Origin of the sequence: Streptomyces olivoverticillatus (assembly GCF_014203555.1) — a bacterium.
Classification (GTDB): Bacteria; Actinomycetota; Actinomycetes; order Streptomycetales; family Streptomycetaceae; genus Streptomyces; species Streptomyces olivoverticillatus.
Window position 1 is genome coordinate 489022 of record NZ_JACHJH010000001.1, and the last position, 14195, is coordinate 503216.

The window sequence follows — 14195 nt, forward strand, 5'->3', positions numbered from 1 at the left end:
CGAGGGCCGGGCGCCCTTTCCCTCGTAACACTGCCACGCCCCGTCTCATTCCGAGACACCAGGTCCGACGCGCGAGACGATCTCGTCCCAGAAGCCGGGCAGCGACTCCCAGGGGTCGAGGCCGTCGTGGTCGGTGCGGTCCGTGAAGTAGATCGTGCCCGCGCCCTGCCAGCGGGCGACGCGCAGCGCCTCGTCGAGGCGGTCGCGGGGCACGCCGTGCACCAGGTGGCAGAAACGGCGCGGCGGGTGCCCGGCGGTCCACTCGGCGGTCTGGGACCAGCGGTAGCGGGACCACGGGCCGCAGAAGGTCACCAACTGGTCGGCGAGGGCGGCGTATCCGGCACAGGGGTGGGTGCCGTGGACCAGCACCAGATACGCGCCGTCCAGGACGGTGCGCAGGGTGCCCACCAGGCGGCGGGTCCCGGCGAGCCCGGCGGCGTCCGAGGGAGCGCGGCCGAGCAAGAAACCGTCCACCTTGTACCAGTTGAGGAAGCGCTGCGCATCCGAGAGCAGTTCACCGAGCGGGCGGGATCCAAACCCCACGTCCAGGTGACCGAGCACCCGGACGCCCGCCGCCCGCAGCGGGGCGACGGCGGACTGCCGGTGGCGGTCCGGGCGGCTGCCGGGGCCGCCTTCCAGGGTGCCGCCGCCGAGCACCACCCAGTCCAGCGGCAGGCCGGGCCGCTGGAGGCCGCCCCACTCGACGGGCGCCACCAGGGGGTGGGCGAAGCCGGGGACGCCAAGGCGGAGCGGGACCTTCCCGGCGGCCAGGGCGCGGCGGTGGCCCGGCGAGATCAGATGCGACACGCCGCCTCCATCCAGATGTCGGCCAGCGACTCCTCCAGGCCGATGCGGGGCCGCCAGCCGAGCCGGTCGCGGGCGGTGCGCACGTCGGCCTGCTGCCAGCCGCCGCAGCCGTCGGGGTAGGGGTAGGCGGGCGGACTGCCCAGGTGCGGGTCGTCCAGCTCGTGCAGGGCGCCGCCGAAGCCCGCCACGCGGGCGAGGAGACCGGCGACGTCGCGCAGCCGCACCGCCCGGCCGGTACCGATGTTGACGGCGCCCTGCGCCGCGGAGAGCGAGGCGGCGTGCACGGCACGGGCGACGTCCCGGACGTCGACGAAGTCGCGCTGCACGCCCAGGCCGGTCAGTTTCAGTTCGTTGTCCCCGCCCTGCATCGCCCGCCGCATGGCCTCGGCGAGCCGCCCCAGCGGGGAGCCCGCCGGGGTGCCGGGCCCGACGGGCGAGAAGACCCGCAGCACGATGGCGTCCAGCCCGGAGCCGAGCACGAGCTCGGTGGCGGCGAGCTTGCTCACCCCGTACGGGCCGCCCGGCCGCGGCACCGCGTCCTCGGCGGTGGAGGAGCCGGGCTGGGAGGGCCCGTACTCGGAGGAGCAGCCGAGCTGGACCAGGCGCGCCCCGCAGCCGCTGCGGCGCAGCGACTCGCAGACGGTGGCGACGGCGACGGTGTTGTGCCGGGTCAGCTCGCGGGCCCCGCCGCGGGTGGCGCCCGCGCAGTTGATCACGACGCCGGGGTGGACGGCGTTGAGGAAGCGGGTGAGCGCTCCGGGGCTGCCGGAGGCCAGGTCGAAGCGGACGTCGGCGTCGTCGCCGCGGCCGAGCGTGGTGAGCTGGACAGCGGGGTCGGCGAGCAGCCGGTCGGCGACGAAACGCCCGAGGTAGCCGTTGGCGCCGAGCAACAGGACTCTCATCGCTGGCGCCCTCGCTCTCGCCCGGTGCTGCCGGTGGGGTGAACGGTCATCTTCCTTGCTCCTCTGACAGGGTGTGCGGCGACAGGGTGTCGGGGTGCCGCGACGCCGCGGGTGCGGGCACCGGGCGAGGGCTGCTGCCGGTTGGTCAGGCCGTGGGCAGTGGAGAGGTTCCGAGGTCGTCGGTGGCGTCGCACGGGTGGTGCGGGGTGTGCGGCGGTCCGGCATGTCCGTGGACACAGGCCCGGGACAGGGCGGGGACGGCGTGGGCCAGCAGGGCGAGGGCGGGCAGGGCGCACGCCACCAGCGGTATGGCGGCGGGCCCGTAGGCCTCCGCGGCCCAGCGGACGGGCCAGCCCAGGGGCTCGCAGCCGGGCAGCCGGGCGGCGAGCAGGGCGAGCAGCGGCAGCGCTTCGGCCAGGGCTGCGGCCAGCCCCGCGCGGGCGGCGGGCCCGGGCAGGCCATGGGCGGCGAGCTGCCGGGAGAGGAACAGCAGTCCTCCCAGTGCCGCCACGGCCGCGTAGGCGAGCGCGGATCCGCCCGGTGGCGCGGCGGCCGGCAGCGCCGTCCGTGCGGGCCACAGCAGTGCCGAGAGCGCGCCGAGGAACAGCGCGACGGCGGTCAGCAGGACGGGCCGTACCCGTGCCGCGAATTCGCCCAGTCCCCGGCTGTCCGCGAGCGCCTCCCTGGCGCGGGCGGCGAACCAGTGCGCGCACCAGGCCGCGGGGGCCACCGCACAGGCCAGGGCGAGGGCGGTGGGCGCTGCGGTGGACAGGGCGAGCGAGGCCAGGGCGTGCACGGAGCGGCCGCGGCGGCCGTGCAGCAGCACGGCCAGGATCTGGTCGCCGACGAGGGCGTAGCCGGTCAGCCAGAGCCAGGCCGCGGGACCGGTGGCACCCCAGGCGCCGGTGAGCACCGCGCAGGGGCCGTGGCGGTGTGCGCGGGCGTCCGGTGCCTGCGGTGCGGCGGGCATCGGCACGGCTCCGGCGACCGTGGTCTCGTCGCGGTCCACGCGCGCGTGCAGCTCCTCCGCGAGGGAGAAGACGTCGCGGTGGCGGAACTCGGCCGCGACCCGGTCGCTGATGCCGCGGGCCTCCAGGCCCGCGGCGATCTCCAGCGAGTCGATGGCGCCGGCGCACAGCGCGTGGTGCTGTCGGATGAGCGCCTTGACCGGGTCGGCCGGGGCGTCCCCGGCAGCCGCGGCGGGGGCTTCGGATATGCCTGCGGTGGGGGCGGGGGCGCTGTCGGCCCGCAGCGACATGGTCATGGGCGCCCTGCCCAGGTCGGGGAGGCGGAGCGCGGGGACCAGGCGAGCGGCGGATGGGATCCGGCCGCCCGGGAGAAGGGCAGGGAGGGGTCGGGGGACGCGTGCTGGACGGGGGCGCGGGAGAGGACTTCGAGGTAGAGAGCGCCGAAGGCGGCCACGTTCTGTTCGACGGTGAAGAGTTCCAGGGCCCGGGCGCGGGCGGCGGCGCCGAGCCGGGCCCGGCGGGCGGGGTCGTGCAGCAGCGCGAGGCAGGCGCCGGCGAGGGCGTGCGGGTCGCGCGGGGGGACGACCAGGCCGGTGCCGCCGATGATCTCGCGGACGGCGCCGACGTCCGGTGAGACGGTGGCCCGGCCGCAGAACATCGCCTCCGCAAGGGCGGCAGGGAAGCCGTCGACGGCGCCGGAGAGGAGGACGACGCTGCCCGCCGTGTAGTCCTCGGGCCCGATGGCCTGACCGTATGTCACCCCCTCGCGTGCGCAGTCGGGTTCCGGGGGGTCGCCGACGACTCTCAGGCGCAGGCCGGGCTCGGCCTCGTGCAGGGCGTCCAGGGCTTCCCACAGGTGCGGCTCGACCCGGCCGCCGGCCCAGACCAGGGTGGGGGCGCCGGCGGCGGGGGCCTCCTCACCGCCCTCGCCCACGGTTTCGTAGAGGCTCGCGTCCATGCCGGGGTGGATGGTGCGCAGCCGGGCGCGGTCGGCGCCGCAGCGCTCCTGCCAGCGTCGGCCGTGGGCGTCGCCGGAGGTGACCAGCGCGGCCTCGGCGTAGACGCGGGCGGCCAGCTGTTTATGGAAGGCGGAGAACAGGGTGCGCACGGGCAGGGAGAGCCCGGCGGGGCCGAAGAGGTAGTACTCGCGCAGGCTGACCTCGTATTCGGTGACGAGCAGCGGGGTACCGAAGAAGCGTTTGGCCAGCAGGCCGGGGAGCGCGACGGGCCCGGCAGAGGTGGCGTGGCACAGGTCGACGGCGGAGAGCCCGCGGTCGCCGTCGGCGCTGCCGTACCAGTCCAGGGAGAGCGGCCGCAGGGCGCGCTCGAGGAGGCCGGAGACGACGACGAGGTCGGCGACGCGGGCGCCGTAGGCGGCGGGCGAGGCGCCCGGTGCGCGGCAGGCGGTCTCCAGGGCGCGCAGGGCGGTTTCGGAGCGGAGGGCGGCGGCGAGGCCGCCTTCGTCGCGGGCGAGGTCGGCGAGTGCGCCCAGGCCGTCGGCGAAACGGTACGCCTGGTCGCCGGGGAGGGTGATGGCGGCGGCCAGGTCACCGAAGTGGGCGGCGAACCGGCGCTGCTCGCCGCGGCCGTAGGTGCCGTAGGCGCGCGGCGGGCAGCCGGGGGCGGGGCCGCCCCACAAGGGGGCCACGCGCACTCTGCGGACGTTGCCCGGCAGGGCGGGCCAACCGCTGTCCTCCTGACGGGCGCTGCTGCTGAAGGCGTAGAGCTCGAAGTCGTGCTGGCCGAGGCCTCGCACCAGCCGGTCGCACCACTCCCCGCCCTCGCCTGCGGCGTACGGATACCCGCCTTCGGAAAGCAGTCCCACGCGCACGAACGGACCCCCGTTCTCCCTTGTCGGCAACCGCCGTTACGGCAGCGGGGAGCACGCTATGCGCGCTCGCCGGTGGCGCGACGGACGGTTGTCCGTCGCGCCACCGGAAGGGGTGAACGGGCGTGACTTTCCCGCAGATGGGGCGTTGTTGCGCGCTATGCGGGGGCTTTGGCGGGTTCGAGCAGCGGCACGGCTGCCAGCAGGCCTTGTGTGTAGGGGTGCCGGGGCTGCTCGTAGACGGAGTCGGCCGGGCCCTCCTCGACGATGCGCCCGCCGCGCATCACCACCAGCCGGTCGCTGACCTGGCGGACGACGGCCAGGTCGTGGGCGATGAAGACCAGCGCCAGACCGAGGTCCCGCTGCAACTCGCCGAGCAGGGCGACGACCTGAGCCTGTGTCGTGACGTCGAGCGCGGAGACCGGTTCGTCGCAGACGATGAGCTTCGGCTCCGGCGCCAGGGCCCGCGCGATGCCCACGCGCTGCCGCTGGCCGCCGCTGAACTCGTGCGGATAGCGGTGATAGGCGCCCGCATCGAGACCCACGCGCTCCAGCAGCTCCCTTACCCGGGACGTGATCTGGTTGTCGTTCAGCTTCCCCAGGGCGCGCAGTGGATCGGCGATGGACTCGCCGATGCTGCGGCGCGGATTGAGCGAGGAGACCGGGTCCTGGAAGACCATCTGCAGCTCGCTGCGGAAGCCGCGGAGCTCACGCTCTTTCAGACCGCCGATGTCGCGGCCGAGGTAGCGCAGCTCGCCGCCGGTGGGCTCCAGCAGCCGCACCAGCATCCGCCCGAGCGTCGTCTTCCCGCTGCCCGACTCCCCGACCACGCCGACGGTCTCCCCGGCGCGCACGGTCAGCGACACATCGTCCACGGCGGTCAGGGCGTGCTTGCCGCGCCCGAACTCCCGGCGCAGGCCGGTGGATTCGAGCAGGACGGCGCCGTCGGCCTCGGGGGCTCGCAGGGGTGCACGGCGCACGTTGACGCGCGGGACGGCCGACAGCAGCTCGCGCGTGTACTGCTCGCGCGGGGCGTCGAGGACCGTGCGGACGGGGCCCTGTTCCACGGCCCGTCCGTCCTTCATCACCAGCAGCTCGTCCACGCTGCCGGCTGCCACGCCCAGGTCGTGGGTGACGAGGATCAGGCCCATGCCGGTCTCGTCCCGCAGCTCGCGCAGCAGGCCGAGGATCTGCGCCTGGACGGTGACGTCGAGGGCGGTGGTGGGCTCGTCGGCAACGAGCAGGCGGGGCTGGAGGGCGAGCGCCATGGCGATGAGCGCGCGCTGGCGCATGCCGCCGCTGAACTCGTGCGGGCGGGAGCGGGCGCGGCGCGCCGCGTCCGCGATGCCGACCCGGTCGAGCACCTCGACGGCACGTGCTCTCGCCGCGCGCCGGGAGGCGTCGCGCCGGTGCGTGCGGTAGACCTCGGCGATCTGGTCGCCGACGGCCTGGTAGGGGTCGAGGGAGGACAGCGGGTCCTGGAAGACCATGGCCGCCACGGGCCCGCGCAGCCTCCGCAGTTCGGCGTCTTCGGCCGCCTGCACGTCGTGGCCCGCGATGCGCACCGAGCCGGTGACGCGGGCGCCCGTGCCGTGGTGCAGCCCCAGCAGGGCGAAGGCCGCGGTGCTCTTGCCGGAGCCGGACTCGCCGACGATCCCGAGCGCGCCGCCGGGGGCGAGCGCGAAGGAGAGGCCGTCCACGGCGCGTACGGCGCCGTCGCCCGCCGTGGGGAAGGCGACGGTCAGGCCGTCGACCGCGACCAGGGGTTCGCTCGTCATCGCAGGGCCACCCTTCGGTCGGCGACGGCGTAGAGCACGTCCGCCGCGATGTTGGCGATGACGACGGCGGTCCCGGTGACCATCACCACGGCGACGACGACCGGCAGGTCGATGGTCTGGGTGGAGGTCACGAGCAGCTGCCCGATGCCGGGCAGGCCGAACATCATCTCGGTGAGCATCGCGTTGCCGAACATCGACCCGAAGTCGGCCGCCGACAGCGCGATGACGGGCGCCAGCGCGCCGCGCAGGGCATGCCGCCCGATGAGCGACCGCTCGGCGATCCCGTAGGCGCGGAAGGTGCGGATGTGGTCCTCGGCCAGCGTCTCCAGCATGGAACTGCGCGTCAGCCGGGCGTACTTGGCGGATTCGAGCAGGCCCAGGGCGGCCCACGGCAGCAGCATGTTCCACGCCCACTGTTCGGGGTCGTCGGTCAGCGGCACGTAGGACGGGAAGGGCAGCCACTCCAGGTAGGCGCAGAAGAGCATCAGCAGGCCGAGGCCGCTGATGAAGACCGGGGTGGCCGTCCCGGCGAGGGTGAGCCAGGTCAGTACGCGCTCGGTGGCGCCGCCGCGCCGCAGGGCGGAGAGCAGGCCGGTGCCGGTGCCCAGCAGCAGCCACACGGCCATGGCGCCGGTCGCGAGCGAGGCGGTGGCGGGCAGCCGCTGGATGATGAGGTCGGTGACCTGCTGGTTGTTCTGGTACGACAGGCCGAAGCAGGGGGCGTCGCAGTGCAGCACGCCGGTGCCGGTGGAGTAGTCGTGCCCGGCGACGATCCCCTGCAGGAAGTGCCAGTACTGCACGTACACCGGGTCGTTGAGCTGGAGCTGCTCGCGGACCTGGCGGATCTGTTCGGGGTTGCAGCGCGGGCCGCAGGCCAGGCGGGCGGGGTCGCCGGGCGCGATGTAGAAGGTCGCGTAGACCACGGCGGAGAGCACGAGGACGACGACGACCGCGCCGAGGGCGCGCCGCAGGAAGTATCCGGTCACTGTGCGCCTCCCGCGCCGCTCGTACGGGACGTGCGCCTGCTCCTGCCGACGCGCAGCCGGGACGCCTCGCGCGGGTCGAGCGCCGCGCGCACCCCGTCGCCGAGGACGGTGAAGGCGAGCGTGGTGACGAACAGCATCAGCGCCGGCAGCAGCACGTACAGGGGGTCGGCGCGGAACCAGGTGGTGGCCGTGGAGAGCATCTGCCCCCAGGAGGGGGTGGGCGGCTTCACGCCGACTCCGAGGAAGGACATGCTCGCTTCGAGCACGATGTTGGTGGGCAGCAGGATGGCCGCGTAGGTGATCACGGGTGCGGCGAGCGAGGGCAGCAGCTCGCGCCGGGCGATCCGCCAGGACGAGCCGCCGGTCAGCCGGGCGGCCGAGACGAAGTCGAGCTTCTTCAGGCTCAGTGTCTGGGCGCGTACCAGCCGCGCCATGCCGCCCCAGGCCAGCAGGCCGATGGCGACGACGAGCAGAACCGGGCGCGGGAAGTCGGCCGGGACGACGGCCACCAGCGCGATGGCGAAGACCAGCAGGGGCATGGCGACCATCACGTCGGTGACGTGGCTGAGCAGGCTGTCGGTGAAGCGGTTGCCGAGCGCGGCCCCGAGCCCCACCGCGACGCCGACGACGACCTGCACCAGCGTGGCGCCGAGGGCGACGGTGAGCGAGATGCGGGCGCCGTACAGCAGCCGTACGAACAGGTCGCGGCCGGTGCCCGGTTCGACGCCCAGCCAGTGCTCGGCGCTGATGCCGCCGAAGCCGCCGAACGGCACGCCGCCGCGCGCGGAGTCGACGAGGGTGTCGTGGTACGCATTGGGGTCCTGGCCCTCCAGCGCGGCCAGCAGCGGCGCACCGAGGGCGAGGAGGACGAGCAGGCCCAGCACGGCGGCGGCCGCGAGCGCGGACTTGCGCGCGAGCAGCCGCCGCCGCACCTGCCGGGCCCCGGAGGCGGGGGCCGGTGCGGCCTCCGCCTCCGGTTCCGGGAGCGTCAGGGTGTTCGTCACTTGACCGCGACCTGCGAGATGTCGAGGACGCCGGTCCAGTTGCTGATGACGACGTTCTTGACGTCCTTGCCGTACAGGCGCTTGTAGACGGGGTGGAAGAGGGGCACGGTCAGCGCCTGCTGCCCGATCGACTTGTCGAGGGCGCCCCAGCGTGCGGCCGCCGCGTCATGGTCGGTGATCTTGTTGATCGCGTCGATCTCGTCGTTGACCTTGGGGTCGTCGAGCCGGGCGGTGTTGAAGTTGGCGCCGTCCTTCACGATCTGGCGGCCGTCGAAGATGGGGGCCAGGAAGGGGCCGCCGGAGGGCCAGTCGCCACCCCAGTGGGCGAGGAAGAGGTCGGGCTGCTTGTCGACGCTGTGGATCTTCTCGTCGTAGTCGTTGTCCTCCAGGCCCTCCAGCTTGACCTTGATCCCGGCCTCCTTGAGCGCGGCCTGGACGGCCGTGGCGACCTCGGGGCTGGTCTCGAAGTTCTGGGCGGTGGAGTGCGTCAGCGTGATCTCCAGGCCGTCGCCGTAACCTGCCTCCTTCAGCAGCTCCTTGGCCTTGGCGGGGTTGCCGGTGGCGCCCGCCGGGAAGTGGTCGTAAGGCGTGAAGCCGAAGGACTTCTGGTCCGGCAGGAAGGTGGTCGCGGGCTCGGCGAGCGAGGAGCCGCCCGCGGCGTTGACGACGCTGGTGCGGTTGACGGCGTAGGAGATCGCCTCGCGCACCTTGGGGTTGTCGAAGGGCTTGGCCTTGGGGTTGAAGGCCAGGTAGTCGGTCTGGCCGAAGTGGCCGGTGCCGACCCGGTCGGCGAGCTTCTTGTCGCCGGTGACCTGGGCGAGTTCGGCCGGGCCGAGGTTGGTGTCGGTGGTCACGGCGGCCGCGTCGGCGCCCGAGCCGGTGGACAGGCGCTGGTTGATGACGGCCGAGGAGAGGCCGGACTTCACCTCGATCCGGTCGGGGTAGGCGTGCCGCTCCTTGTCGGTCTCCTCCGACCAGCCGGGGTTGCGCTCCAGGAGCATCTGCTCCCCGTCACCGGTGTTCTTCACCAGCTTGTACGGGCCGGAGGAGACGGGGTGCTCGGCGTACTTGGCGCCGGTGTCCTTGGCCTTGGGCACGGGCGCGAACTGGGTGGAGGTGGCGAAGTACGGGAAGTCGCCCTCGGACTTCTTGAGGTGGAAGACGATGGTCTTCGCGTCGGGCGTCTCGATCGAGTCGAGGCCCTTCTTCTCCTTGTACGGGCCCTGGTAGGTGTCGCCGCCGATCAGCCAGTCGCGCAAGTAGGGGGCGCCGCCGGAGAGTTCGGGCGCGAAGGAGCGCTCGACGCCGTACTTGATGTCGGCGGCGGTGATGGGCGAGCCGTCCTCGTACTTCAGCCCGTCCTTGAGCTTGTACGTCCAGACCTTGGCGTCGTCGCTGGGGGTGCCGGTGCTCGTCGCGAGGTCGGGGACGACCTTGGTGCCCTCGGCGCCGTTCGCGCGGTGGCGCGTGGTGAGGGTGCGGTAGACGAGCGAGGGGATGTTGCCGCCGCCGGAGGTGTAGAGGCGGGCAGGGTCGAACTGCTTCTGCGGCGCCCTGTTGAGGACGGTGAGGGTGCCGCCCTTCTTCGGCGCCCCGCCGCCGCCCTGAGCGTCACCGCCCTGCTTCGGCCCGCACGCCGCGGCGCCACCGAGGAGGACCACGCTGACGGCGGCCGCGGCCACGCGGCGGGATATGAGGGGCAGTTGACGCATGACAGGTAGAGCCTTTCGCGGGAATGCGGGGGAAGGAGAGCAGCAGGCATCCACGGAAGGCGGCAGGGAAGCAGGCGCAGGCGCGCGCGGCACCGCCCCCGGGGGACGCGGCGCTGTGACGGCGCGACGTGCGCGGGGAATGGGCGGTGATCAGCGACAGAGAATGTCGGCAACCGCGTGCGCGGCCACGCCGATCAGCGCCAGCTCGAAGCCGGCGCTCGCGGGGGCGTGGTGGTGCGACATGCCCAGAAGACTGGACGAATTTTCAACCAGTGGCAAAAGCGTCTCGAATGGAGAGACGAATCGTCTCAGGATGAGAGATTCAGGACGCAGGACCGGTGTTTGCGTCCGGGTAGGGCCAGGCATTGGGGCGACAGGTCGCTCCGTCGGTGGTGAGGAACTTCGTCTGCTGCATCATCACCGGCGCCAGGGCGCCCTCCTTGGCACACGACTCGTGGTCGTGGCCGAGCCGGTGCCCGACCTCGTGGTTGATCAGCATCTGCCGGTAGTCGTGCATCCGGTCGCCGTAGGTCTGTGAACCCTGCGCCCAGCGGTAGGCGTTGATCATCACCCGGTCGGTGGCGGCGGAGTCACAGGAGACGTTGTCCTCGGTGGTGTCCAGGCCGGACTTGGCGCACCAGGCGGCCGTGGTGCGCGGGCTGGCCAGGGTGATGACGAAGTCGGCGTCGCCGGAGGAGACCCGCTCGAAGGTGCGCTTGCCGTCGTGGGCCCAGCTGCGGTCGTCGTTGAGCGTGCGGTGCACGGCGTCGGCGAAGAGACCGCCGTCGAGGGACAGCCCCTTCTCGACGTCAACGCGGTAACGCAGAACTTCACCCTTACCGGGGGCCTTGTCGTGCCCCGGCACGGGCAGGAATTCACCCGACGCCCCCGCCGTGGCATCCAGGGGGTATTTCTTCGCCATCTTCTCTTCGTACGTGGCGGGGACCACGGCTGCGCCCTTGGGCGTCGGCCGGCTGTCGGAGCGGGAAGCGGCGTCCTGCTCCGTCCGCCGGTCGGCGTCCATGGAGCGGGCCTGCGCCTTGCCGTCCGAGCCCTCGTCCACCTGTCCGGCCACCACGACGGCCAGCACCGCCGTCACCAGAGCCGCGGCCACTCCGGTCACGGTCCTCACCATGCCGCTCCCAGTTCCCCGGGGACCGGAGCCCGCGGCGGCCCGGCGCTGGCCGGGGACGCGGGGCCGGGGCGCGGCCGGGGTGCCGTCGCCGCCTGCCTGGAGGGGGAAGGACGCCTGGCCCGTGGTGTAGCGGGTGGGTCCGTGCGGTGCGGCCCCGGGGGCCGCGTGGGCGCGCTGGGCGCCGATGAGGCGCCGGCCGGCCACCGGATCGCGCTGCTCGGGGTGGGCGCCCCGGGCCGAGGGCCGGGTGGCTTCCGCTCCGGTGGGCCCGGCGTGCACGCCGTCGTCCCGGTCCACGGCCCGCCGTCGCCCGGGGCCGGGGGCCTGCGCGGCCCCCCGGGCGTCGGGGGCGCGTCTGCGGCCGGTACCGGGGGCGGCAGCGGCGGGCTCTCGAGGGGGCCGGTCGGCGCGTGCACTGTGTTTACCCACGGGGCGGGGCGCTCCGTTCAGACGTCGTGGCGGTGTCCGCGAGGAGTTCGCGGAAGGCGCGAGCCACCGCGCCAGGGTCCTCCATCATCGCGACGTGCCCCGCTTCCACCAGCGTCAGCAGCCGCGAGTCGCGAAAGGCCTTGCTCGCGCGGCGGGACATACGGTACGAGACAAGTCGGTCGCGCACGCCGTACACGAGCAGAGTCGGGGCAAGAACCTTTTCCGCTTGACGCCACAGCGAGTGCTGTCCGCCGAGCGTGTACGCGTCCACGATGCCGCGCGTCGAGCGGGCCATGACCTCCCGGAAGTAGGGAAGCTCCAGCCGCCGCTCGTACTCGGCGACGACCGCGGCGAAGCCTTCCGGGGTCACCCGGGCGGGGTCGCCGTAGCAGAGGGCGAGCACGTCGCGGGCGCGCTGCTCGGCCGTCCACTCCCTGGTCAGCCGGGCGAACAGCGCCACCGCGCCGGGCATCGCGAGCAGCCCGGTGGGCAGCGCGGTGCGAGGCGGCAGCTCGGGCAGGGCGGGCGAGACGAGGGTGAGCGTACGGACCAGGTCCGGCCGGACGGCCGCGATGCGGGTGGTGATCGCGCCGCCCATCGAGTTGCCGAAGAGGTGGACGGACCCGCGGCCGCTCGCGTCCAGATAGCGGATCACCGCCCGCGCATAGGCGGTGATGGAGTAGTCGCCGTCGCCCGGCGGCGGCGAGTCGCCGAAGCCGGGCAGGTCGAGCGCCTCGCCGTCGACGTCGCCCGCCAGGTGCGGCATCAGGTCGGACCAGTTCTGCGAGGAGCCGCCGAGGCCATGGACGAAGAGCGCGGGCGGCAGGTCCGCGCGCCGGGGCCGGCGCGACCGGAGGGCCAGCGTCAGCCCGGGCAGGGCCACCGTGCGCAGCTCCTCCCCCTCGTTGACCAGCGACGACCGCGTGGGCGGCACCACCGGTACGGCACGGGCATCCGGCGACTCGGTCGATGACATGCGGGCAATGTTACGAGACGATCACGCCGGAACCCTTGTGGCGGCGATCACAGATCGCCTGGCGGCGCGGGTCTGCGTCTCCTACGCTCGTACCAAGGAGTAGAGGGCGCCATCCTGGATGCTGGAAAGGGATCCCGCATGCCTGTCGACCCGACCGATCCGGACACGTTCGAAGAAGACGACGAGACGGAGGACCCGGAGTTCGACGTCGAGGCCCCCGAGGCCGACGCCCAGGAGCAGCACGCCGATGTCGCACCCCACCGGGACGAACCGCTGCACCACTTCGACCCGGCCGCTGCGAACGAAGCGGACCGCGCCGAGCAGGCCCGGGTGGTGGAGCTGGACGAAGACGACTACCGCTGAGCCGCGAGAACCGGGGGCAGCCTGGGCAGTCCTGGGTGGATTGCCGGGGATTTGTCGGCTTCCCACAGCGTCCGCCACATGAAATTCTCCGCTCCGACCACGCACGGCCCGGTTACCCAAAAGTACGATGGCGGGCGCGGTGCACACCGTGCACGGAAACGAATTGGGAGGCGGCGTGACAGCCATCGAGCAGACCGAGGCGCGCCCGCGAGGCACGCGCCTGCCGCGCCGAGCCCGACGCAATCAGCTCCTGGGCGCGGCCCAGGAGGTCTTCGTGGCGCAGGGGTACCACGCGGCGGCGATGGACGACATCGCCGAGCGCGCCGGCGTCAGCAAGCCGGTGCTCTACCAGCACTTCCCGGGCAAGCTCGACCTCTACCTGGCCTTGCTGGACCAGCACTGCGAGAACCTGCTGCATGCGGTCCGCACCGCGCTCGCCTCCACCACCGAGAACAAGCTGCGCGTGGCCGCCACCATGGACGCCTACTTCGCCTACGTGGAGGAGGAGGGCGGCGCCTTCCGACTGGTGTTCGAGTCCGACCTGACCAACGAGCCGGCCGTGCGCGAGCGCGTCGAGCGGGTCTCGCTGGAGTGCGCGGAGGCGATCAGCGAGGTCGTCGCCGAGGACACCGGCCTGTCGAAGGACGAGGCCATGCTGCTGGCCGTGGGCCTGGGCGGCGTCTCCCAGGTGGTCGCGCGCTACTGGCTGGCCAGCGGGAGCACGGTGCCGCGCGACACCGCCGTCCAGCTGCTGACCTCGCTGGCCTGGCGCGGTATCGCGGGCTTCCCGAAGGTCGCGCACGAGCAGCACTGAGCCGGCGCCGAGCCCGGGCCGCCGAGCCCTGGCCGCCGGGCCCGTGTTCGCTGCCAGCGTGCCCGGTCCGGGCCGGTGCGCCCCCGTACCGGGCTAATGTGTGGGACGTACGGCGCGGCTGGCCGCGCACCCCTCCCCCGGGCCACGCCCCGGGGGCCGCAACCTTCGGAGGACAGGCCGTGGAGGTCAAGATCGGCGTGCAGCACGCGCCCCGCGAGATCGTTCTGGAGAGCGGGCAGTCTGCCGAGGAAGTCGAGCGCGCCGTGGCCGAGGCCCTCGCGGGCAAGGCGCAGCTGCTGAGCCTGGCGGACGACCGCGGGCGCAAGGTCCTGGTGCCGGCCGACCGGCTGGCGTACGTGGAGATCGGCGAGCCCACCGTCCGCAAGGTCGGTTTCGGCGCGATGTGACCCATCGTCGACCAGACGTGAACGGCGGGGCTCCGGTGTGGAATTCACCGGGCCCCGCCGTTGTCGTACCGGGTGTCGGAGGGTGT

General features: G+C 73.5%; 14 protein-coding genes. 3 read left to right on the forward strand and 11 right to left on the reverse strand.

From position 1 onward, the window contains the following. Positions 1-45: 45 nt before the first annotated feature. From FHS39_RS02205 to FHS39_RS02250, 11 genes are all read right to left on the reverse strand, one after another. Entirely contained in the window at positions 46-807 is a 762-nt protein-coding gene (locus tag FHS39_RS02205) for a spherulation-specific family 4 protein (protein ID WP_184346032.1), read from the reverse strand. Further along, positions 795-1709, reverse strand: a complete 915-nt coding sequence (locus tag FHS39_RS02210; RefSeq protein WP_045931994.1) for an NAD-dependent epimerase/dehydratase family protein — start codon at positions 1707-1709, stop codon at positions 795-797. The genes FHS39_RS02205 and FHS39_RS02210 overlap by 13 nt, the downstream gene beginning before the upstream one ends. Positions 1710-1854: 145 nt before the next feature. Continuing rightward, positions 1855-2973 carry a hypothetical protein gene (locus FHS39_RS02215; protein ID WP_184346033.1) on the reverse strand — a complete coding sequence of 373 codons (1119 nt, stop codon included), beginning with the start codon at positions 2971-2973 and terminating at the stop codon, positions 1855-1857. Then, positions 2970-4502: a DUF3492 domain-containing protein gene (locus tag FHS39_RS02220; protein ID WP_343069315.1), complete on the reverse strand. Its 1533-nt coding sequence runs from the start codon at positions 4500-4502 to the stop codon at positions 2970-2972. Before FHS39_RS02220 ends, FHS39_RS02215 begins: the two co-directional genes overlap by 4 nt. Before the next feature lie 161 nt (positions 4503-4663). Continuing rightward, positions 4664-6283, reverse strand: a complete 1620-nt coding sequence (locus tag FHS39_RS02225) for a dipeptide ABC transporter ATP-binding protein (protein WP_184346035.1) — start codon at positions 6281-6283, stop codon at positions 4664-4666. Further along, positions 6280-7269: an ABC transporter permease gene (locus FHS39_RS02230; protein ID WP_045931991.1), complete on the reverse strand. Its 990-nt coding sequence runs from the start codon at positions 7267-7269 to the stop codon at positions 6280-6282. Before FHS39_RS02230 ends, FHS39_RS02225 begins: the two co-directional genes overlap by 4 nt. Then, entirely contained in the window at positions 7266-8273 is a 1008-nt protein-coding gene (locus FHS39_RS02235; protein ID WP_343069316.1) for an ABC transporter permease, read from the reverse strand. The genes FHS39_RS02230 and FHS39_RS02235 overlap by 4 nt, the downstream gene beginning before the upstream one ends. Further along, the gene (locus tag FHS39_RS02240) at positions 8270-9985 is read right to left on the reverse strand and encodes an ABC transporter substrate-binding protein (RefSeq protein WP_184346036.1); all 1716 of its coding nucleotides are present in this window, start codon (positions 9983-9985) and stop codon (positions 8270-8272) included. The genes FHS39_RS02235 and FHS39_RS02240 overlap by 4 nt, the downstream gene beginning before the upstream one ends. 150 nt (positions 9986-10135) lie before the next feature. Continuing rightward, positions 10136-10228, reverse strand: a complete 93-nt coding sequence (locus FHS39_RS25785) for an Ms4533A family Cys-rich leader peptide (protein ID WP_343069317.1) — start codon at positions 10226-10228, stop codon at positions 10136-10138. Between the two features lie 79 nt (positions 10229-10307). Continuing rightward, a complete protein-coding gene (locus FHS39_RS25210; protein WP_425507725.1) occupies positions 10308-11417 on the reverse strand; it encodes a DUF3152 domain-containing protein in 1110 nt (369 codons plus the stop codon). A gap of 124 nt (positions 11418-11541) precedes the next feature. Continuing rightward, a complete protein-coding gene (locus FHS39_RS02250) occupies positions 11542-12525 on the reverse strand; it encodes an alpha/beta fold hydrolase (protein WP_184346037.1) in 984 nt (327 codons plus the stop codon). Positions 12526-12663: 138 nt separating this feature from the next. On the opposite strand from FHS39_RS02250, the gene FHS39_RS02255 reads away from it, so the two are divergent. From FHS39_RS02255 to FHS39_RS25215, 3 genes are all read left to right on the forward strand, one after another. Further along, a complete protein-coding gene (locus tag FHS39_RS02255) occupies positions 12664-12888 on the forward strand; it encodes a hypothetical protein (protein ID WP_045931988.1) in 225 nt (74 codons plus the stop codon). A 175-nt stretch (positions 12889-13063) separates the two neighbouring features. Continuing rightward, complete coding sequence (locus FHS39_RS02260; protein ID WP_184346038.1) at positions 13064-13702, forward strand: TetR family transcriptional regulator; 639 nt, start codon at positions 13064-13066, stop codon at positions 13700-13702. 179 nt (positions 13703-13881) lie between these two features. Beyond that, positions 13882-14109 (forward strand): DUF3107 domain-containing protein, encoded by a 228-nt coding sequence (locus FHS39_RS25215; RefSeq protein ID WP_045931987.1) that lies wholly within the window; start codon positions 13882-13884, stop codon positions 14107-14109. The last annotated feature ends 86 nt before the right edge of the window (positions 14110-14195 follow it).

What these genes read in the sequence shown, in the direction of transcription:
- FHS39_RS02210 (WP_045931994.1), bottom strand. Translation starts at nt 1,709, where the DNA reads ATGAGAGTCCTGTTGCTCGGCGCCAACGGCTACCTCGGGCGTTTCGTC.
- FHS39_RS02215 (WP_184346033.1), bottom strand. Translation starts at nt 2,973, where the DNA reads ATGACCATGTCGCTGCGGGCCGACAGCGCCCCCGCCCCCACCGCAGGC.
- FHS39_RS02225 (WP_184346035.1), bottom strand. Translation starts at nt 6,283, where the DNA reads ATGACGAGCGAACCCCTGGTCGCGGTCGACGGCCTGACCGTCGCCTTC.
- FHS39_RS02240 (WP_184346036.1), bottom strand. Translation starts at nt 9,985, where the DNA reads ATGCGTCAACTGCCCCTCATATCCCGCCGCGTGGCCGCGGCCGCCGTC.
- FHS39_RS25785 (WP_343069317.1), bottom strand. Translation starts at nt 10,228, where the DNA reads ATGTCGCACCACCACGCCCCCGCGAGCGCCGGCTTCGAGCTGGCGCTG.
- FHS39_RS02250 (WP_184346037.1), bottom strand. Translation starts at nt 12,525, where the DNA reads ATGTCATCGACCGAGTCGCCGGATGCCCGTGCCGTACCGGTGGTGCCG.
- FHS39_RS02255 (WP_045931988.1), top strand. Translation starts at nt 12,664, where the DNA reads ATGCCTGTCGACCCGACCGATCCGGACACGTTCGAAGAAGACGACGAG.